The following is an 18,491-nucleotide window of genomic DNA, read 5'->3' on the forward strand; positions in this document are numbered from 1 at the left end:
ATGAAGACTGCCGAGTTTGCTTCCGCCGATGCCATCCGGTCGGATTTTTCTGCGGCGATGTCGGCCATGTATCGCGACGAGGTGCCGGCTTACGGGACATTGATGTCGCTTGTCGCCACCGTCAACCGGCAAACGCTTGTGGTAGATCCGCATCTCAGGACGCGGCTGGATATGACGGATTCCCTCGACCGCATTTCCGAGGAGCGCCACGGCGCGATCCGGCTGGGAACCGCTGAGGAATTGTCGATGATGCGCCGCGTGTTTGCTGTCATGGGCATGCATCCCGTCGGTTACTATGATCTTTCGACTGCCGGCGTTCCGGTTCATTCCACCGCCTTCCGCCCGGTGGGCGATGCGAGCCTGAAGCGTAATCCGTTCCGTGTGTTCACCTCGCTGCTGCGGCTCGACCTGATTGCAGACGAGGCGTTGCGCCAGGAGGCTGCGAGCGTGCTGGCAAGCCGCAGGATTTTCACCGATGCGGCCATCGATCTGGTTGAAAAGGCGGAGCGCGATGGCGGCCTGAATGCGGCTGACGGAAAGCGCTTGGTCGAGCAAGTGCTGGAAACCTTCCGCTGGCATGACAAGGCCATTGTCAGCGCCGATCTCTACAAACGTCTTCATGATGCTCACCGGCTGGTCGCCGATGTCGTCTCCTTCAAGGGGCCGCATATCAATCACCTGACGCCGCGCACGCTCGACATCGATGCGGTGCAGGCGCTGATGCCGAAACACGGCATCGTGCCCAAGGCGGTGATCGAAGGACCGCCGACCCGCAAATGCCCGGTCCTGCTCCGCCAGACCTCGTTCAAGGCGCTCGAAGAAGCCGTGTCGTTCCGCAGCGATGATGGCAGCTGGCATGCCGGATCGCATACGGCCCGCTTCGGCGAGATCGAACAGCGCGGTGTTGCGCTTACGCCGAAGGGCAGGGCGCTTTACGACGCACTGCTCAATGAGGCCCGTGCCCGCGTGACGCCCGCAGCGGACGGCTCCAATGCCGCCGTCTATGAAGAGGCGCTTGGCGATGCCTTTCGCGCCTTCCCGGACGATTGGAACGAAATCCGCAAGGCCGGCCTCGGCTATTTCAGCTATTCGCTGACCGGCAAGGCAGTGAAGGCCGCCAGTGGCAGGCTCGATCTGGATACAGCGATCGTGGAAGGCATCGTGCAGTTCGACCCGCTCGTCTACGAGGATTTCCTGCCCGTCAGCGCCGCCGGCATCTTTCAGTCGAATCTCGGCGACGCAGCGACGCAGGCTTTCGTCGCCAGTCCCAACCAGCTGATGTTCGAGCGTGACCTCGGCGCCAGCGTGCTGGACGAGTTCGCCCATTACGCGGCGATTGAACGCGGCTCGATCGACGATTGCCTTGCCGCGCTCGGCATCATCATGGCTGCGGAGTGAGCGGCAGGCGATGATCGACACGAACCACATCGCGGCGCTGAAGGCCCTGCTTGGCGACAGAGGCATTGTCGATGCCCCTGCGGATATGCTGGCTTACGAAACAGGCGCGCGTTACGACAAGGGTCGTGCCGCGCTTGTGCTGCGGCCGGTTTCGACCGAGGAGGTTTCCGCCGCCGTTGCTTATTGCGTCGGCAGTGGCATCCGGCTGGTGCCGCAATCCGGCAATACCGGCCTGGTTTCCGGCTCGACGCCGGATATGTCGGGCACTGAGATCGTGCTGAGCCTCGACCGGGTGACGCGCCGTTTCGACCTCGATCTCGACAATCGCGCACTGCATGTCGATGCCGGCTTCCGCCTTTCCGAGGTGAACCGTCGCCTCGAGGCGCATGGCCTGTTTTTCCCTATCGATCTGGGCGCCGACCCGCGCATTGGCGGCATGGTGGCAACCAATACCGGCGGCGCGCGCTTTCTGAAATATGGCGATGTCCGCAAGAATACGCTCGGCCTTACGGTCGTTCTGGCAGACGAGGCCGGCACCGTGCTCGACCTCTCCCAGGATCTGCGCAAGAACAATACCGGCGTCGACTGGAAGCAGATGTTCATCGGCACGTCGGGCGCATTCGGTATCGTTACCGAATGCGTGCTCAATCTCGAACGCCTGCCGGCCCAGACGGCGACAGCTTATCTCGTGCCGGCCGATGGTACGAAGGTCATGCCGTTGCTCCGGAGAATGGAAGAGCAACTCGGCGCCTACCTCTCCGCCTTCGAAGGCATGTCCGGCAATGCAATCGCAGCCGCGCTTGCCCATGTGCCGGCGCTCCGCAATCCGTTTCAAGCAGGCCGAATCCCCGATTATGTGATCCTCACCGAAATCACGCGCAGCTGGCAGCCGCGCGACGGCGAGCTGTCGCTCGACGCGGTGCTGGAAAGCGTGCTTGCCGAGATGTTTGAGGATGAAAGCGGACTGCTTGCCGACGCCTTCATCGGCCCGCCGACGGAAATGTGGTTGTTGCGGCACGCCCTGTCGGAGGGCGTAAAACATAGCGGACGATTGATCGCATTCGATCTATCTTTCCGCCGCGGCGACATTATGGCTTTCTGCGACCATATGAAGGTGGAAGTGCCGAAGACGTTTCCTCAAGTGACTGTCTGCGACTTCGGCCATATCGGCGATGGCGGCGTGCATTTCAACCTCGTCATCGACAAGGATTCACTCGATGCCGCCGATCCGGATTTCGAAAAGCGGCTGCGCGATTGGGTGTTTTCAATCGCGGTCGAGACATTCGGCGGCAGCTTCAGCGCCGAACACGGCATCGGCCGGAAGAACCAGGCCTATTACGATCTCTATACCGTGCAACCGATCAGAACGCTGGCAGCCGGGCTGAAGGCGATCACATCGCCCGGCCCGCTCGGCAGCATCCGTTTCTAGCCCATTCAGAACAGGAGTTTTCGCATGAATATTGCAGTCAAGCAGATCAATGTGCCGGCCGAAGCGGCAGCACTTCTCGAAAAGCTCGGCGTCGACAAGGCACTCTATGTCGGCGGCGACATGGCCTCCTATTCGCCGGTCACCGGTGAGCAGATCGCCGCGCTGAAGACGGTTTCAGCCACTCAAGCTGCTGACGTGATCGCCAAGGCCGATGAGGCTTTCCGCGCCTGGCGACTGGTGCCGGCGCCGAAGCGTGGCGAATTGGTCCGCTTGTTGGGCGAGGAATTGCGCGCAGTCAAGACCGATCTCGGCCGCCTCGTGTCCATCGAAGCCGGCAAGATCGCCTCGGAAGGCCTCGGCGAAGTGCAGGAAATGATCGACATCTGCGATTTCGCCGTCGGCCTTTCCCGCCAGCTTTACGGCCTGACGATCGCCACCGAGCGTCCCGGCCATCGGATGATGGAAACCTGGCACCCGCTCGGCGTCGTCGGCATTATCTCGGCCTTCAATTTCCCGGTCGCCGTCTGGTCGTGGAATGCAGCCCTGGCGCTCGTCTGCGGCAACGCGGTCGTCTGGAAGCCGTCGGAGAAGACGCCGCTCACCGCGCTTGCCTCGCAAGCCATCCTGGAGCGCGCCATTGCCCGCTTCGGCGACGCGCCGGCCAATCTGGCACAGGTTCTGATCGGCGACCGCAGCATCGGTGAAGCGCTGGTCGATCATCCCAAGGTCGCCTTGGTTTCGGCCACCGGCTCGACCCGGATGGGCCGCGAAGTCGGCCCGCGCCTTGCCAAGCGCTTTGCCCGTTCGATCCTCGAACTCGGCGGCAACAATGCCGGCGTGGTCTGCCCCTCGGCCGATCTCGACATGGCGCTGCGCGCCATTGCCTTCGGCGCCATGGGCACTGCCGGCCAGCGGTGCACGACGCTGCGCCGTCTTTTCGTCCACGACAGCGTCTATGACCAGCTCGTGCCGCGGCTGAAGAAAGCCTATCAGAGCGTATCGGTCGGCAATCCGCTGGAAACCTCCGCACTGGTCGGCCCGCTGGTCGACAAGCAGGCATACGACGTCATGCAGAAGGCGCTCGCGGCTGCAAAGGCTGAGGGTGGCGTTGTCACCGGCGGTGCACGGGTCGAAGAAGCCGGCAAGAACACAGCCTACTATGTAAAGCCGGCGCTTGTCGAAATGCCTGCCCAGGTCGGTCCTGTGCTTGAGGAGACCTTCGCGCCCATCCTCTACGTGATGAAATATTCCGATTTCGACACGGTGATCGACGAACACAATGCGGTCGCGGCCGGTCTGTCGTCCTCGATCTTCACCCTCGACATGCGCGAGGCCGAGCGCTTCCTGGCGCCTGACGGTTCGGACTGCGGCATCGCCAATGTCAATATCGGCACATCCGGCGCGGAAATCGGCGGCGCCTTCGGTGGTGAAAAGGAAACCGGCGGCGGTCGTGAATCGGGCTCCGATGCGTGGAAGGCCTACATGCGCCGCGCCACCAACACAGTGAACTATTCCAAGGCATTGCCGCTCGCCCAGGGCGTCTCTTTCGATATCGCGTGAATAGCCATGACCATCGTAGCCAAAATCGAGGAGGCGGGTTTCAAGCCCGCTTCGCGCCTCGCCTCTATCGGCGTGTCAAAAATCCTGCAGATCGGTGCGCGTGCCAATCAGATGAAGCGCGACGGCCTGCCGGTGATCATTCTCTGCGCCGGGGAGCCGGATTTCGACACGCCTGACACTATCAAGCAGGCGGCAAAAGCGGCGATCGATCGCGGCGAGACCAAATATACCGCGCTCGACGGCACGCCGGAGCTGAAGAAGGCAATCGCGGAGAAATTTCACCGCGAGAATGGCGTCGATTATGCGCTCGACGAGATCACCGTCTCCGCCGGCGCCAAGCAGATCCTGTTCAACGCCTTCATGGCGACCATAGATGCTGGTGACGAGGTCATCATCCCGACGCCCTATTGGACGACCTATTCCGACATCGTCGAACTCTGCGGCGGCGTGCCGGTGCTCGTGCCCTGTGATGGCGAAGCCGGTTTTCGGCTGAAGGCTGAGCAGCTTGAGAAGGCGATCACCCCGAAGACACGGTGGCTGCTGCTCAATTCGCCGTCAAATCCCTCGGGTGCGGCCTATAGCGAGGCGGATTATCGGCCGCTGATTGACGTCCTGATGCGCCATCCGCATGTTTGGCTGATGGTCGACGATATGTATGAGCACATCGTCTATGACGGCTTTCGCTTCGTCACGCCAGTGGCGATCGAGCCGGCACTGAAGGGCCGCACGCTGACCGTCAACGGCGTCTCCAAAGCCTATGCCATGACCGGCTGGCGTATCGGCTATGCCGGCGGGCCGAAGGTGCTGATCAAGGCCATGGCCGTCGTCCAGAGCCAGTCGACGTCCTGCCCGTCCTCCGTCAGCCAGGCGGCCGCCATCGAGGCCCTGAACGGTTCGCAGGATTTCCTGGCAGAGCGTCGCGAGAGTTTTAGGCTCCGCCGCGATCTCGTCGTCGCTGCGCTTAATGCCATTCCCGGCATTGCCTGCCGGGTGCCGGAGGGCGCGTTTTATACCTTCGCAGATTGCGGCGGTCTTATCGGCAAGACGACACCCAAGGGGCAATTGATCGAGTCGGACGACGACTTTGCCAACTATCTTCTGGAAGAGGCCCTGGTTGCCGTCGTTCCGGGCTCGGCCTTCGGTCTCTCTCCCTATTTCCGCATCTCCTACGCCACCTCCGAACTCGAGTTGGAAGAGGCGTTGAAGCGGATAAAGCAGGCCTGCGACGCATTGCAGTGAGGATATCGAGCCATGGCAACCAGACCTTCCTCCATTCTCTGGCGCACAAGCGCTCGCCAGCCGTTTCAAACTTCGCCGCTCGATCGTGACCTGACGGTCGATCTGGTCATCGTCGGGGGCGGGTTCACCGGCACGGCAGCGGCGCTCGAGGCGGCCAGGCGCGGCGCCTCCGTCTGCCTGCTGGAAGCCGAGATCATCGGTCATGGCGGGTCGGGCCGCAATGTCGGCCTGGTCAATGCCGGCCTCTGGCTGCCACCGGATACGGTGATCGCCCAGATGGGCGAAGCGGCTGGCCGACGGCTGATCGATATCCTGGCGGATGGTCCACGGCGCGTCTTTTCGTTGATCGCCGAGGAAGGCATCGATTGCGAGGCTGTCCATAAAGGCACCCTGCATCTTGCCCACTCTGCTGCAGGCTTGAAGGATATCGAGCAGCGTTGCCGCCAAGGCAATCGCGATGGCGCACCTCTCACCGTTCTCGATGCGACGGAGACGGCGCGCCGAACCGGTACGTCCGTCTATCGCGGCTCGCTTTTCGATCCACGAGCCGGCACGATCCAGCCCTTCGCCTACTGTCGAGGCCTTGCACAGGCCGCACAGGCAAAAGGTGCTGTGATCCATGAGCACTCGCCCGTGACCGCGATTGCCTGGCAGGCCGACACGTGGGTCATCGAGGCCAATGGTCACCGTGTGCGGGCGAAGTCGCTGCTTATGGCAACGAATGCCTATCAGATGGGGATCGAAACCCCTTTCAAACCCGAATTCACGCCCATGAGCTATTGTCAGTTCGCGACAGTGCCGATGCCGGACCATGCGCGCCAAAGAATTCTCGCCGGTGGCGAAGGCTGCTGGGACACGGCACTGGTCATGTCATCCTTCCGCATCGACCAGGCGGGCCGCATGATTGTCGGCGGCGTCGGCAATTCCGAGGGACCGGAGGCATCCATCCATTATTCCTGGGCGCGCCGCAAACTGCGTCGCCTGTTTCCCGAAATCGGCGATCTGCCGTTCGAGCATGCCTGGCGGGGCCGGATCGCCATGACAAAAGACCATGTGCCCAAGATCGTCGCCTTCGGCCCCAACGCGCTGGCCTGCTTCGGCTATTCCGGCCGCGGCATTGCACCGGGCACGGTGTTCGGGACCCAGTCCGCAATCGCGCTGCTGACGGACGCTCTGGACGAACTGCCGGTCCGCCCGATCGGGCACTATTCCGAGCGCTTCACCGCGACGAAAGCCGCCTATTATGAAGGCGGGGCGGCATTGGCACATGCGCTCGTGAGGTAGATCGCTGTTGTCCGGCGCTCACACCGTTGATGCCTGGGACCTTCCGTCCTTGGCCACGCTGATGTTGCTCAACGATCAAGAAGCGCCCGAGGCGTCCTGACGCGTCAGGTGTTGACGACCACGGTTTCGCCCGGAAGCGCAATGTCCGCCTCCAGCGCCTTGTCGAGGATGCGTTGCAGGTTTGCGGCATGCGCAAATGATGGTTCGAGCGTTTCACCCTGGCGGATGGCCCGGATGAACCGCTCATAATTGGTCTCCACCGGCGTCAGGGGAAAGTGCCGCCATGTCTGCGTCTGGATATCCTCTCCCAGGCAGACTTGCAGGCTTGGAATGCGAAGCCCGTTCGCGTCACGGCCGCCATATCTTACATCGAGGCCGCCCTTGGTGCCAAAAATCTTCAGTTGCAGGTCGTCGCTGTAGCCGGTCGCCCAGCGTGTGGCATGGATCGTTCCCAATGCGCCATTGGTGAATTCGACCGCCATGACGAAGCTGTCATTGGCGTCCAATGTGAAATCATCGATCTGATCGCCGGGCGCCTTGGGAAACGCCTTGAGCCGGCAGGTGACATTTTCGACCGCCGATGCCACTCCATAGGAGGCAAAGTCCAGGATGTGGATACCGATGTCGCCCAGGACGCCATTGGATCCGTGCGCCTTCGACAGGCGCCAGAGCAGGCGGCTTTCGGTTCTCCAATCGCCCCAATGGCGGCTTGAAAGCCAGCTCTGCAGATAGGAGGCTTCGACGTGGATCACGTCACCGACAGCGCCTCCCCGAACAAGTTCGCGCGCCTTTTGCAATGCCGGCACATTGCGGTAGCTGAGGTTGACCATCGCAACCACGTGCGCGCTTTCGGCAGCCAGGGTCATCTCCTCCGCCTGGCCGTAGTTTACGGCCAGGGGTTTCTCGCAAAATATGTGTTTGCCGGCCGCTGCGATCTTAAGCGTCGTGGCATGATGCGCGTTATCCGGCGTGACATTGGCGACAGCGTCGAACTCTCCCCACTCGAGCGCCGCTTTAACATCGCCGAAAGAACGGTCGATGCCGTGCTTATGGCAAAACGCCTCGGCTTGTACGGCGTCGACGTCGATCCCCGCGACCACGCTGACGCCCGCGATGGCGCTGAACCGTTCAGCGTGCTGGCGGGCCATCGAGCCCGTGCCGAGTATGGCGAGTCGAATAGGCTGCTCTGTCATTGGAACCTCTCCCTACATCATGGTCTTGTGGACCACATGGGATGTCCAACTTCGAAGGGCCTCCGCGGGTTCCTCAGGAAAAGAAATACTGAATGCTCTGGCGACGGATCGCCGAGAAAGCGGCGCAAAGCCGCCTTACCTTGGTTAGAGATGTTGCAAAGGCGCCTATCAGCGATGATAATTCGGCGATGTCATTCTGTGGGAGGACCCGATGCTCGACGATGTTTCAGACAGAGATGCACTGCTGCCATAGAGCGAGCCGGTTGCCAGAGAAATCTCGGAGCTTTCCGCATCCAGTGCATTTGTGCCGGAGGTGCGCCGACGCATTGCGGAACTGAAAATCCTGCTGGAAGGACTGGGGGCGCGCCTGCAAGCAATGGAGGCTCTGCCGAACCGTAGCCCCGAAAGCCGCCGTCCTCGTAGTGGGCGGTAGCGGCTGTCATCCAAGTCATATGTCTCGCTCATCGATCTCCCCGCGCGCCGGAGCTGCGGAGATCGATGAGACTTCGGACATTGCCACTATTTACCGAAGCGGGCGAATGCCTGAAGCAGATATGTGCCGGAAATTGCTGCGATCGCCATCTTCAGCAAATCACCGGCGACGAACGGGTAGAAGCCGTAGTCCAATGCTTTGGAGAAGCCGTAGAGCGATGCCAGATAGGCGACGCCGAGCCCGAAGATCAGCGTCTGGCCGACCGCCAGGGTGAGAACACGGCCGGTCCACGACTTCGCCACGCCGCAATCGACCATCAGGCCCATAGCGCTCGCGGCGGCGAGGAAGCCGACGAGATAACCGGCCGTGCCGGCAAGAAAAATCGCCGGACCGCCGACAAAGCCCGCAAAAACCGGCAGGCCGAGCGCGCCTTCGGCTAGATAGAGCGCGACAGTCGCCGTTGCCAGCCGGAAACCGAAGGTCAGGCCGATCAACATCACAGCCAAGGTCTGCAGCGTCATTGGTACGGGAAAGAACGGCACCTGGATTTGCGCCATAGCGGCAAGAAAGAGGCTGCCTAGGACGGTCGCCATCGCCATGCGCCATGTATGGCGCCCGACGATGGTTTCAAGGCTGTCGGAGCCTGTTGTCAGGGTCATGTTTGTCATAGGTCTCTCCATTTGATCTGGTTGGCGTTTTTGGCGACGTCAGGCATTCAGTGCTTCTGTAGCAGCATGCGGTAGCGCAACTGGTCGACGACGACGGCGAGAACCAGCAAGCTGCCGAGCAGCACCATCTGCATGTACGAGCCGATCTGCATGATGTTCATGCCGTTCTGCACCAGCACGATGAAGAAGGCGCCCAGCACCACATTCTCGACGCGGCCGATGCCGCCGCGCAACGACACGCCGGCGATCACGCAGGCGGCAATGGATTCAAGTGCGATCGTGCCGCCGAGATTGGTCTCGCCGCTTTCCACCCGCGCCGTCAGCAATATGCCGGCAAGCGAGGCGAGCAAAGCGCAGATGAGATAGGCGATGAACAGCGTCATGCTCGTATGAATGCCGGAAAGGTGGGCCGCTTTGATATTGCCGCCCACGGCATAGACCTTGGTGCCCAGCCGCATCCGGTTCATCACGAACCACATGACCACGATGGCGACGATCGCCACCAGGACGGGAACGGGTATGCCCGCCACCATGCCGAAGCCGAAGAAGTCGCCGAATTCGAACGGCAGGTTGTCGACCGGCACGCCGCCGGTCAGGAACAAGGCCACGCCGGCGCCAATCGACTGCACGCCGAGCGTCATGATGAAGGGCGAAACCCCGAAGATCGAAATGCCGATGCCATTGACCACGCCGATGATGAGTGCTGCACAGAAACCCGCAGCGAGGCCGAGCGTGATCGCCAGCCAGACGGCATCCGGAAACATCGCCGCCGTGGCAACCATCGTCATGGACGAAACGACGGAGGTGAGCGCAATCGCCGTGCCGACCGAAAGATCGAAACCGCCGGTGATCAGCACCAGCATCTGGCCGAGGGAAACGAGGATCAGGTAGACCGATTGCCGCGCCACGTTGGTAAGGTTCTGCAGCGTCAGGAATTGTGCCGAGGCGATGGTGAAGATGACCAGTGCCGCGATGAGAAAGAAGGGCAGGACGCCGGCGCGCAGGAAGACCTGCCTGACGAACCTCAGCGGCGAGGCGCCGGACGCTTCGGTCTCGTTCATGGTTTCCGCTCGGCCGTTCATGCGGCTTCCCCTTCCGATGTGAAGAATGCTTTGAGCACATTGTTTTCGTTGATGTCGGCGCCGCTGAGTTCGGCGGAGATGCGACCATTGGCGAAGACCAGCAGCCGGTGGGCGAGGTTCATCGCCTCTGGAAGATCCGACGAGATCACCACGACCGCCTTGCCGGCCTCGGCCAGTTCTTTGACCAGCCTGTAGAGTGCCGCGCGTGTCCCCATGTCGACGCCCACCGTCGGTTCGTCGAAGATGTAGACGTCATAGTCGTCGCCAAAACCCTTGCCGAACAGCACCTTCTGCTGGTTGCCGCCGGAGAGGTTGGCGATCGGGCGGGACATATAGGCGCTGGTCAGTTCGACTTTCTGGCCGATGCCGGTCGACAGCGCATTGATCTTGCGCAGCGAGAGGCCAGTCGCGCCCGCCACGTCGCCCCGAAAGAGCAGGCCGAGATTGATGTTCTGCCGCGCCGTGGCGCTCAGCATCAGGCCTTCGTTCTTGCGGTCCGGCGGCAGGTAGAAAACGCCGCGGGCGAGGAATTTGCGTGTCGGCGCGCCGGTCATGTCCTTGCCGTCGAGCGTGACCTTGCCGGACTGCAGACCGGCAAGCCCGATCGCGGAGCGCCAGGTGCGAGACTTGCCGCTGCCCACCAGCCCGGCAACGCCGAGCACTTCGCCGCGCCTGACATCGATATCGACACCGTTGACGCCCTCAGCCTTGATGCCGCGCAGTGACAATGCAATCGGCGTCTCGGCGGCGCGGGCGATGGCGGGATAGATCTGGCCGATCGCACGACCGGTCATCATCTCGACGAGCTTCTCCGGCGTCGTGTCGCCGATATCCACCGTGCCGATCAGCTTGCCGTCGCGCAGCACGGTGACGCGGTCGGCAATAACCGAGAATTCCTGGATGCGATGCGAAATATAGATGATGCCGACGCCGCGCGCCTTCGCCTCGGAGACGATGCGGAACAGGGTCTTGGTCTCGCGCTCGGTGAGCGAGGCTGTCGGCTCGTCGAGGATCAGCACGCGGGCATTCAAATGGATCGCCTTGGCGATCTCGGTCATCTGCTGTTCGGCGCGGGACAGCGCGCCGACGGAGGCGCGGACATCGATATCGAAGCCAAGATCGGCAAACAGCTTGCGCGCCTCTCGATCCATCCGGGCACGGTCGATGAACGGGCCGATCATCGGCTCGGCGCCGAGAAAGATGTTCTTGGCGACGCTGAGCGTCGGCACCAGGGAGAATTCCTGGAACACGGCGGCGATGCCACGCTTCTTGGCCTCGCCGACGGAGGCGAAGGAAACCTCCTCGCCCTCGATTTTCACGCTGCCCGAACTCTGCGGATAGACGCCTGAGAGGATGGAGATCAGCGTCGATTTGCCGGCGCCGTTCTCGCCGAACAGGACATGGACCTCGCCGGGCAAGAGCTCGAAATTCACATTGTCCAGCGCCGTGACACCGGGAAAGGTGCGGCTGACGCGCGTCATCTCGACGAGCGGCGTCTCTGCTTGCATGGTCGTCTTCTCCCGAAACGGGACGCCCCGGCACCGTGCACCGGGGCGACCGCGTTCAGTTCACGTTGAATTCGGGCTTGAAGCCGTCCGGCGGCAGGATCGTGCTCTTGTCGGTCGTGTTGATGTTCGACGGGTCGAGCACGAAAATCTTCGGACCGACATGCTTGATCAGGTCCTTCTTCTCGATGGCGCGAACCGCCTGGTCGATGGCGATGCGGCCCTGGATGACCATGGAGTCGGCCGGGGCGGCGGCGATGAAGCCGCGCTTGATGCCTTCGTAGACGCCGGGGGTCATGTAGAAGGCGAGCAGGTCGACCTGTCCCTTGAGGCCGCGTTCGCGGATGACGCCCTGCGCCGCTTCCGCGGTCACGGCGGTGCCGGCGATATATTTCAGGTCGGGCTCGGCTTGCAGCACGTCCTCGACGAGCTTGAGCTGGACTTCCTTGCCGGTGTCGCCGAACTTCGGATCGAGGACCTTGAGCGACGAACCTTTGACGGCGTCCATGAAGCCCTTGTTGGCGGCTTCGACCCAGCCTGCGCCCGCCGGGCCGGGGAACCAGCCGACCTTGACCGGATCGGTGCCGGCCGGATGCTTCTTGGCGAGGAAGGTGCCGGTCTCGTAGCCCATCGTATAGAAGGAGACGAGCGACTTCGCCGTGACATTGGGCGACGACATGCCATTGATCACGTCGATGACCGGAATGCCCTTCTTGGTGATTTCAGTGACGAGATTGTTGAGGCCATCATAGGAGATCGCCCCGATCACTACTGCCTGGGCACCACCGGCGACGCAGTCTTCGATCTGCGAAATCTGCTTGGCAAGCTCGGTATAGCCGCCGGCCTCGACCACGTTGAGCTTGATGCCGAGGTCCTTGGCCTCGGCGACCACGCCATAATCGACGCCCAGCCAGTAGGCGTCCTTCATATGCGGGAAGGAGACGCAGATCTTCCATGGCTTCTCCGCCTTGGCGAGCGGCGAATATTCGACATCGACCGATTTGCCGTTCGGATCGAAGGGCGGTTCGACCTTCTGTGCCGGATAGGGATACCAGTCGCCGGCCAGCACCGGGGATGCGAGGCCGAGCATCGCGACCGAGCAGCTTAACAACAAAGTCCTCATATTTTTCATGTCATTCCCCTTTGCTTGTGGTTTGGAATTCAATGGAAGGATGCGCGCAGCCTCCCGAGCAGGTCCGCCCGTTCCCTGCGGGCGGCGAGTGCCTGGTCCATCGTCACTTCGACGAAGCGTGTCGGCGTGTGCGGCTGCAATTGGCCGATCAAGTCCATGTCGGCAGAAATCACCGTGCCGACCATGAAATAGCCGCCGCCCGACACCGCATCGCGATGCAGGATGATCGGCTCGGTCCCTCCGGGCACCTGGATCGATCCGTAGGGATAGCAGCTGTCGACGATGTTGGAGGGATCCGACCCCGCGCCGAAGGGCTGCTTTCGCTCGACGAATTCGAGCTTGCGACCGCCGCGGAAGCGATAGCCCATACGGTCCGCCTCGGGCGCCACCTTCCAGGTGTCAGCGAAGAAATTCGCCTTGGCACCGTCCGTCAGCCGGTCCCAGTAGAGGCCTGGGAGCACGCGGAGGTCGGCTGGCATGCCCGGCTTGCGGCGCAGGCTTTCGTCGATCGTCCGGCCCTCACCGGCAAGCGAGCCCTGGCCGACCGGCAATTCGTCGCCCGCTGCGATCGCCCGGCCCTTGAAGCCCCCGAGCGCGCCGATCGGATAGGTGGAGCGGCTGCCGAGCGCTGCGGGAACGTCGATTCCGCCGGCCACGGCGATATAGATGCGGGCGCCGGTCTTGAGAAAATCGAAGGTCAGCACCTGGCCGGTCTTGACCCTGAAGGCGGTCCAGCTGGACACCGGCTCACCATCGACTTTCGCCGGCATGTCGGCACCGGTAACGGCAACCAGTGCATCCGCAGTGAATTCGAGTTTCGGCCCCATGAAAACGGCTTCAAGCCCGGCCGCGCTCTCGTCATTGCCGACCAGCAGGTTGGCGGCGCGCAGCGCATAGCGGTCCATGGCCCCACCCATGGGAATGCCGAGGTGGAAATAGCCGGGGCGGCCGAGATCTTGGACCGTCGTCGCCATGCCGTGGTGAACAACCTTAATGGCCATGGAGCACCTCCTCCAGCTTGGAATTGTAGCCGTCTATGTCCTTCTGGAATTCCCTGAGGTCGAAGCTGACTTCGCGGATGGGCGGCACGAAGCGGCCCTTGTCGACATCCTCGACAGCCTGGTCATAGGCTTCACGGCCGATAGGCTTGAACTTGACGATGTCTCCCGGCCGGAAGAACACCATGAAATCGTGGAGATAGCTCGTCGTCTGGCTGGCATCGAAGATCGGCATCGGCGTGATGCCGAACATCTGGTAGCCGCCGGCGCCGCGCACTGAATAGATGCAGCCGAAGCAGCCGCCATGGCCGACCGTCAGCCGCGGCGTATCGGTGCGGGGCCGGAGATATTTCGGCACCTCGATCTGCCGCTGCCGCTCGACCATCTGGTACATGAAGGGCAGGCCGGCGACAAAGCCGACCATGGAGACGAACCATGGCGAACCGGCATGCGCCGAGACGAAATCGTCGACGCTGCCGTAGCCGTTGATCTTCGAAGCATAGTCGAGATCGGTGCCGCCGGGTTCCTGATGTCGTTCGCGGAAACGCATCAGCGTCTCACGCGTCCAGGGGTCATTGTAGAAGACCGGGATTTCGACAATGCGTGTCTTCAGCACCGGCTCGGCCTTCTCGGCCGCGCCTTCGATCGCTCGGACCTCTTTGAGGATGTCGTCCGGAGCAATCACATCCGGGTTGAATTTGACCTGGAAGGAGGCATTGGCCGGGCAGATTTCCGTCACACCCTTGATGCCGCTCTCGCGCACGCCGGTCGCCATCGACAGGCTCTTGAAGAAGGCATCCAGCGACATCTCGTCACTGCATTCGACGAAGAGATGCTCGTCGCCACCAAATGTGTATCGCACCGGCATCAGGCAACCTCCGTGCTGGATATGGGGGCGGCGGCGAAATCGCTTTCGAGCCAGCCCTCGAGAAAACGGGTATGGAATGCGCCCCTGGCAATTGCGGCATCCGCGGCAAGCGCCTTGTGGAGCGGGATCGTGGTCGGCACGCCTTCGATGACGAGACCGTCGAGCGCGTGGGCGAGCTTCGCCAGGCATTTGGGCCGGTCTTCCGCCCAGACGATCAGCTTGCCGAGAAGCGAGTCATAGAAGGGCGGGATCGTGTATCCCTCGTAAAGCATGGTGTCGAAGCGCACGCCGTCCTCATCCGGCACAGCGAGCCGCGTGATCTGGCCCGGCGCCGGCGCAAAACCCTTGAAGGGATCCTCGGCATTGATGCGGCACTCGATGGCATGGCCGCGCGGGCGGATATCGGCCTGCGCGACGGAGAGGGCCGCGCCGCCGGCCACGTTGAACATCTCCTTCACCAGGTCGAAGCCGGTGATCATCTCGGTGACCGGGTGCTCCACTTGGATGCGGGTGTTGACCTCGATGAAGTAGAATTCGCGGCTCTGCTCGTCGTAGAGATATTCGACGGTGCCCGCGCCGCGGTAACCAACGTCGCGAGCCAGCGCTACGGCGCTTGCGCAGAGCTTTTCACGCACGTCGTTCGGCAGCAGGAAGGCCTGCGCCTCCTCCCAGACCTTCTGCCGGCGGCGTTGCAGGGAGCATTCGCGTTCGTAGAAATGCACGAAGTTCCGGCCGTCGCCAAAGATCTGGACTTCGATATGGCGCGCATTGCCGATGACCTTCTCGATATAGAGGCCACCATCGCCGAAGGCGGCCGCGGCTTCGGCGGAGGCGAGCGGAAACTGCTGGTTCAGTTCGGCCAGCGAATGGACGATACGGATGCCGCGTCCGCCACCGCCGGCCGCCGCCTTGATCATCAGCGGAAAGCCGGTACGCCCAGCAATCTCATGTGCCTGCGACAGGTCCGAGATACGGCCACCGCTGCCCGGCACAGTGGGCACGCCGGCACGTGCCGCTACGTCGCGGGCCGCGACCTTGTCGCCCAGCAATCGGATGGCATTGCCGCTCGGACCGATGAAGACCATTCCTGTCGCGGCCACCGCATCGGCAAAATCGCCATTCTCCGAGAGGAAACCATAGCCGGGGTGGACGGCATCGACGCCTGCGGTCTTGGCTGCGGCGATGACGGCTTCGATATTGAGATAGGATTTCTTCGCGGCCGGCGGGCCGATATTCACCGCCTCGTCGGCGAGCCGCACAGCCAGCATATCGGCGTCCGCGGCGCTATAGACCTGAACCGTGCGGATTCCGAGCGCCTTTGCGGCACGGATAATGCGAACAGCGATCTCGCCGCGATTGGCGACGAGGACGGACTTGATCGTCACTGTTCGACCTCCGCGATGACTTGGCCCGCCATGATCGGCTCCTCATTGTCGACCAGGAAGGTGATGCGCTTGCCGGCAATGCCGGCCTGGACCTCGTGAAAGGTCTTCATCACCTCGATAATGCCGATCGTCTCCTCTGCCGACACGTCGTCACCATCCTGCTTGAACGGCGGGCGATCTGGCGACGAGGACCGGTAGAACGTGCCTGGCAGCGGCGATTTGATTTCAGACTTGCTCATGGGATCCCCTTGCTTCGTTGCCATTGGTCGGATGGGAGGCCGGGCTGATGCGAATTCCCTCCGCCACCAGTGCCTCACGCATCCGGGCGACGATGTCGAGCGCTCCTAAAGTATCGGAATGAAAACAGATCGACTCGAATTCGATCGGGATGTCGGCGCCGCTCACCGTGCGCACCTTGCCTTCGACACAGGCGCGCAGGACCTTCTTGGCAATCGCCTTGGGGTCCGGCCGGCCGGCGTCACGGGTAAAGACGATCCATCCGTCGTCGCCATAATCGCGGTCGGCATAGAATTCGCGCACTACCGGATGACCGGCCTGGCGCGCGGCGATATCCGTGGCGGAGCCACCCATGCAGAACACTGGCGCATTCGGCGCCGCCCGCCGCATGTATTCGATGAAGACATTGGAAAGGTCGGCATTGTCGGCCAGTTCCATGTAAAGCGCGCCATGCGGTTTGACATGCTCCACCGTGGTACCGTGGCGGCGGCAGAATTCGCGCACCGCGCCCACCTGGTAGACCACGTCGTTGATGATTTCCTTGCTGCTGCCGGAGATCCTGCGGCGGCCAAAACCTTGCAGGTCCTTGAAGCCCGGGTGTGCGCCGATGGCGACGCCATGTTCAGCTGCTAGCCTGACCGTTTCATCAATCAGGTTCGGATCGCCGGCATGAAAGCCCGCGGCAATATTGGCCGAACTGATATGCGGGATCAGGAGATGGTCGCTGGTGTCGCCGATACGCCACCGGCCAAAAGCCTCCCCCATATCGCAATTGATATCGATCGTATCCTTCAAGGCCTGCCTCTTCCTGTCCGTCCGCATCTCGTGAGGCTACGCTAGGGCGGAATTTTGCATTTGAAAAATAGATTATTCTGCGTCATATTATCTGAAAAATTGATACAGAAATTCAAAACGGCCTTTGTGATTACCTAGCAAAAACAATGAGATTTTCGGAATGTGGAAAAATTAGTCGCTGGCCGCCGCCTATTTAGGCAAGCAGTTTCACATTTTCTGAGGATAATTCTGATTAACTTATGGCGGGAGGGATGAGGTCGGATGAGTTTCAGTGTGAGGCAGCTGCGCTACTTCGTTGCGACGGCGGAATATGCGCAAGTTTCGCTTGCGGCGGTCAATCAGAATATTTCGCAGTCGGCGATCACCGCTGCGATCAAGGATCTCGAGCAGATCGTCGGCGTGCCGCTGTTCAATCGCTCGCCGCACGGCATGGAACTGACGTCTTCGGGGCGGCAGTTTCTCGCCCATGCCTATGAGATCCTGGCGAAGATCGATGAAGCGCTGCACATCAATTTCATCGATAGCGATGTCGAAGGGGAGCTCGTCGTCGCCGCGACCTACACCGTCATCGGCTATTTCCTGCCCATGCATGTCGAACGGATGCTACGGCTGTTCCCCAAGCTCAGGGTCCAGCTCTACGAGGTCAATCGCGAGTCGATCGAGGAAGGCCTGCTGACCAACAGATACGACCTGTCGGTGCTTCTCACCTCCAACATCCTCAACCCGATGCTGACCACGGAGACGCTTCTGAGCTCCGTCCGGCGGCTCTGGGTGCCGGCCCAGCATCCTCTTCTGCGACGCGACGGTGTCGGGCTGCGGGAGGTGGCGCAGGAGCCCTACATCATGCTCACCGTCGACGAGGCGGCGCAATCCTCGCTGAAATACTGGAGCAAGACGACCTATCAGCCCAATGTCATTCTCCGCACCTCCTCGGTGGAAGCCGTACGATCCATGGTGGCCAACAACCAGGGTGTCGCGATCCTGTCGGACATGGTGCACCGTCCATGGTCGCTCGAAGGACGGCGGATCGAAACCATCAATATCCAGGATCCGGTTCCGCCGATGGATGTCGGCCTTGCCTGGCGGGCGGGCTCCGTCTTCACCCCGGCCATGCTGGCCTTCCGCAGCTATTTCCAGCAGGCTTTCGGCCTGCCGAGTACATCGTCGAAGAAAATCGACATCGAGTAAGTCCGTGGAGAGCTCCTGGCGCGTTTCGGAAGCCCGTTGCTGATAAATGCGCCTCCCGATCGCATCTTCCGCGCTGGATTTCGCTGCCGCCAGCAAG

General features: G+C 61.9%; 16 protein-coding genes. 6 read left to right on the forward strand and 10 right to left on the reverse strand.

Annotation, left to right across the window (positions count from 1 at the left end; translation table 11 throughout):
• From hglS to AC1D06_RS00570, 5 genes are read left to right on the forward strand one after another with little or no spacing between them, the layout of a single operon-like run.
• Window positions 1–1,398 (forward strand): 2-oxoadipate dioxygenase/decarboxylase HglS, encoded by a 1,398-nt coding sequence (gene hglS / locus AC1D06_RS00550; protein ID WP_477984196.1) that lies wholly within the window; start codon window positions 1–3, stop codon window positions 1,396–1,398.
• A gap of 10 nt (window positions 1,399–1,408) precedes the next feature.
• Window positions 1,409–2,827, forward strand: a complete 1,419-nt coding sequence (locus AC1D06_RS00555; RefSeq protein ID WP_477984198.1) for an FAD-binding oxidoreductase — start codon at window positions 1,409–1,411, stop codon at window positions 2,825–2,827.
• A gap of 24 nt (window positions 2,828–2,851) precedes the next feature.
• Window positions 2,852–4,387, forward strand: coding sequence for an L-piperidine-6-carboxylate dehydrogenase (gene amaB, locus AC1D06_RS00560; RefSeq protein ID WP_477984200.1), 1,536 nt, complete (start codon window positions 2,852–2,854; stop codon window positions 4,385–4,387).
• Between the two features lie 6 nt (window positions 4,388–4,393).
• Entirely contained in the window at window positions 4,394–5,626 is a 1,233-nt protein-coding gene (locus AC1D06_RS00565; protein ID WP_477984202.1) for a pyridoxal phosphate-dependent aminotransferase, read from the forward strand.
• A 12-nt stretch (window positions 5,627–5,638) separates the two neighbouring features.
• Window positions 5,639–6,910 carry an NAD(P)/FAD-dependent oxidoreductase gene (locus AC1D06_RS00570; RefSeq protein ID WP_477984204.1) on the forward strand — a complete coding sequence of 424 codons (1,272 nt, stop codon included), beginning with the start codon at window positions 5,639–5,641 and terminating at the stop codon, window positions 6,908–6,910.
• 104 nt (window positions 6,911–7,014) lie between these two features.
• Here the strand turns inward: AC1D06_RS00570 and AC1D06_RS00575 are convergent, their stop codons facing one another.
• From AC1D06_RS00575 to AC1D06_RS00620, 10 genes are all read right to left on the reverse strand, one after another.
• Entirely contained in the window at window positions 7,015–8,088 is a 1,074-nt protein-coding gene (locus AC1D06_RS00575; RefSeq protein WP_477984677.1) for a Gfo/Idh/MocA family protein, read from the reverse strand.
• 534 nt (window positions 8,089–8,622) lie between these two features.
• The gene (locus tag AC1D06_RS00580) at window positions 8,623–9,204 is read right to left on the reverse strand and encodes a biotin transporter BioY (RefSeq protein ID WP_477984206.1); all 582 of its coding nucleotides are present in this window, start codon (window positions 9,202–9,204) and stop codon (window positions 8,623–8,625) included.
• 47 nt (window positions 9,205–9,251) lie between these two features.
• On the reverse strand, window positions 9,252–10,265 hold the full coding sequence (locus AC1D06_RS00585; protein ID WP_477984678.1) for an ABC transporter permease: 1,014 nt from the start codon (window positions 10,263–10,265) through the stop codon (window positions 9,252–9,254).
• A gap of 17 nt (window positions 10,266–10,282) precedes the next feature.
• Complete coding sequence (locus AC1D06_RS00590; RefSeq protein ID WP_477984208.1) at window positions 10,283–11,794, reverse strand: sugar ABC transporter ATP-binding protein; 1,512 nt, start codon at window positions 11,792–11,794, stop codon at window positions 10,283–10,285.
• Window positions 11,795–11,849: 55 nt separating this feature from the next.
• Complete coding sequence (gene torT, locus AC1D06_RS00595) at window positions 11,850–12,923, reverse strand: TMAO reductase system periplasmic protein TorT (RefSeq protein ID WP_477875322.1); 1,074 nt, start codon at window positions 12,921–12,923, stop codon at window positions 11,850–11,852.
• 29 nt (window positions 12,924–12,952) lie between these two features.
• Window positions 12,953–13,924: a 5-oxoprolinase subunit C family protein gene (locus tag AC1D06_RS00600; RefSeq protein WP_477984210.1), complete on the reverse strand. Its 972-nt coding sequence runs from the start codon at window positions 13,922–13,924 to the stop codon at window positions 12,953–12,955.
• The gene (locus tag AC1D06_RS00605) at window positions 13,914–14,789 is read right to left on the reverse strand and encodes a 5-oxoprolinase subunit B family protein (protein ID WP_477875324.1); all 876 of its coding nucleotides are present in this window, start codon (window positions 14,787–14,789) and stop codon (window positions 13,914–13,916) included. Before AC1D06_RS00605 ends, AC1D06_RS00600 begins: the two co-directional genes overlap by 11 nt.
• Window positions 14,789–16,174, reverse strand: a complete 1,386-nt coding sequence (locus AC1D06_RS00610; protein ID WP_477875325.1) for an acetyl-CoA carboxylase biotin carboxylase subunit — start codon at window positions 16,172–16,174, stop codon at window positions 14,789–14,791. The genes AC1D06_RS00605 and AC1D06_RS00610 overlap by 1 nt, the downstream gene beginning before the upstream one ends.
• Window positions 16,171–16,413, reverse strand: coding sequence for an acetyl-CoA carboxylase (locus tag AC1D06_RS00615; RefSeq protein WP_477875326.1), 243 nt, complete (start codon window positions 16,411–16,413; stop codon window positions 16,171–16,173). The genes AC1D06_RS00610 and AC1D06_RS00615 overlap by 4 nt, the downstream gene beginning before the upstream one ends.
• Window positions 16,400–17,206 carry a 5-oxoprolinase subunit PxpA gene (locus AC1D06_RS00620; protein WP_477875327.1) on the reverse strand — a complete coding sequence of 269 codons (807 nt, stop codon included), beginning with the start codon at window positions 17,204–17,206 and terminating at the stop codon, window positions 16,400–16,402. The genes AC1D06_RS00615 and AC1D06_RS00620 overlap by 14 nt, the downstream gene beginning before the upstream one ends.
• A gap of 261 nt (window positions 17,207–17,467) precedes the next feature.
• Between AC1D06_RS00620 and AC1D06_RS00625 the strand changes: the two genes are divergently transcribed.
• A complete protein-coding gene (locus AC1D06_RS00625; protein ID WP_477984212.1) occupies window positions 17,468–18,394 on the forward strand; it encodes a LysR family transcriptional regulator in 927 nt (308 codons plus the stop codon).
• Window positions 18,395–18,491 lie beyond the last annotated feature (97 nt).

Source organism: Rhizobium sp. P2_G2 (assembly GCF_056403555.1).

What these genes read in the sequence shown, in the direction of transcription:
- hglS (WP_477984196.1), top strand. Translation starts at nt 1, where the DNA reads ATGAAGACTGCCGAGTTTGCTTCCGCCGATGCCATCCGGTCGGATTTT.
- AC1D06_RS00555 (WP_477984198.1), top strand. Translation starts at nt 1,409, where the DNA reads ATGATCGACACGAACCACATCGCGGCGCTGAAGGCCCTGCTTGGCGAC.
- amaB (WP_477984200.1), top strand. Translation starts at nt 2,852, where the DNA reads ATGAATATTGCAGTCAAGCAGATCAATGTGCCGGCCGAAGCGGCAGCA.
- AC1D06_RS00565 (WP_477984202.1), top strand. Translation starts at nt 4,394, where the DNA reads ATGACCATCGTAGCCAAAATCGAGGAGGCGGGTTTCAAGCCCGCTTCG.
- AC1D06_RS00570 (WP_477984204.1), top strand. Translation starts at nt 5,639, where the DNA reads ATGGCAACCAGACCTTCCTCCATTCTCTGGCGCACAAGCGCTCGCCAG.
- AC1D06_RS00580 (WP_477984206.1), bottom strand. Translation starts at nt 9,204, where the DNA reads ATGACAAACATGACCCTGACAACAGGCTCCGACAGCCTTGAAACCATC.
- AC1D06_RS00585 (WP_477984678.1), bottom strand. Translation starts at nt 10,265, where the DNA reads ATGAACGAGACCGAAGCGTCCGGCGCCTCGCCGCTGAGGTTCGTCAGG.
- AC1D06_RS00590 (WP_477984208.1), bottom strand. Translation starts at nt 11,794, where the DNA reads ATGCAAGCAGAGACGCCGCTCGTCGAGATGACGCGCGTCAGCCGCACC.
- torT (WP_477875322.1), bottom strand. Translation starts at nt 12,923, where the DNA reads ATGAAAAATATGAGGACTTTGTTGTTAAGCTGCTCGGTCGCGATGCTC.
- AC1D06_RS00600 (WP_477984210.1), bottom strand. Translation starts at nt 13,924, where the DNA reads ATGGCCATTAAGGTTGTTCACCACGGCATGGCGACGACGGTCCAAGAT.
- AC1D06_RS00605 (WP_477875324.1), bottom strand. Translation starts at nt 14,789, where the DNA reads ATGCCGGTGCGATACACATTTGGTGGCGACGAGCATCTCTTCGTCGAA.
- AC1D06_RS00615 (WP_477875326.1), bottom strand. Translation starts at nt 16,413, where the DNA reads ATGAGCAAGTCTGAAATCAAATCGCCGCTGCCAGGCACGTTCTACCGG.
- AC1D06_RS00625 (WP_477984212.1), top strand. Translation starts at nt 17,468, where the DNA reads ATGAGTTTCAGTGTGAGGCAGCTGCGCTACTTCGTTGCGACGGCGGAA.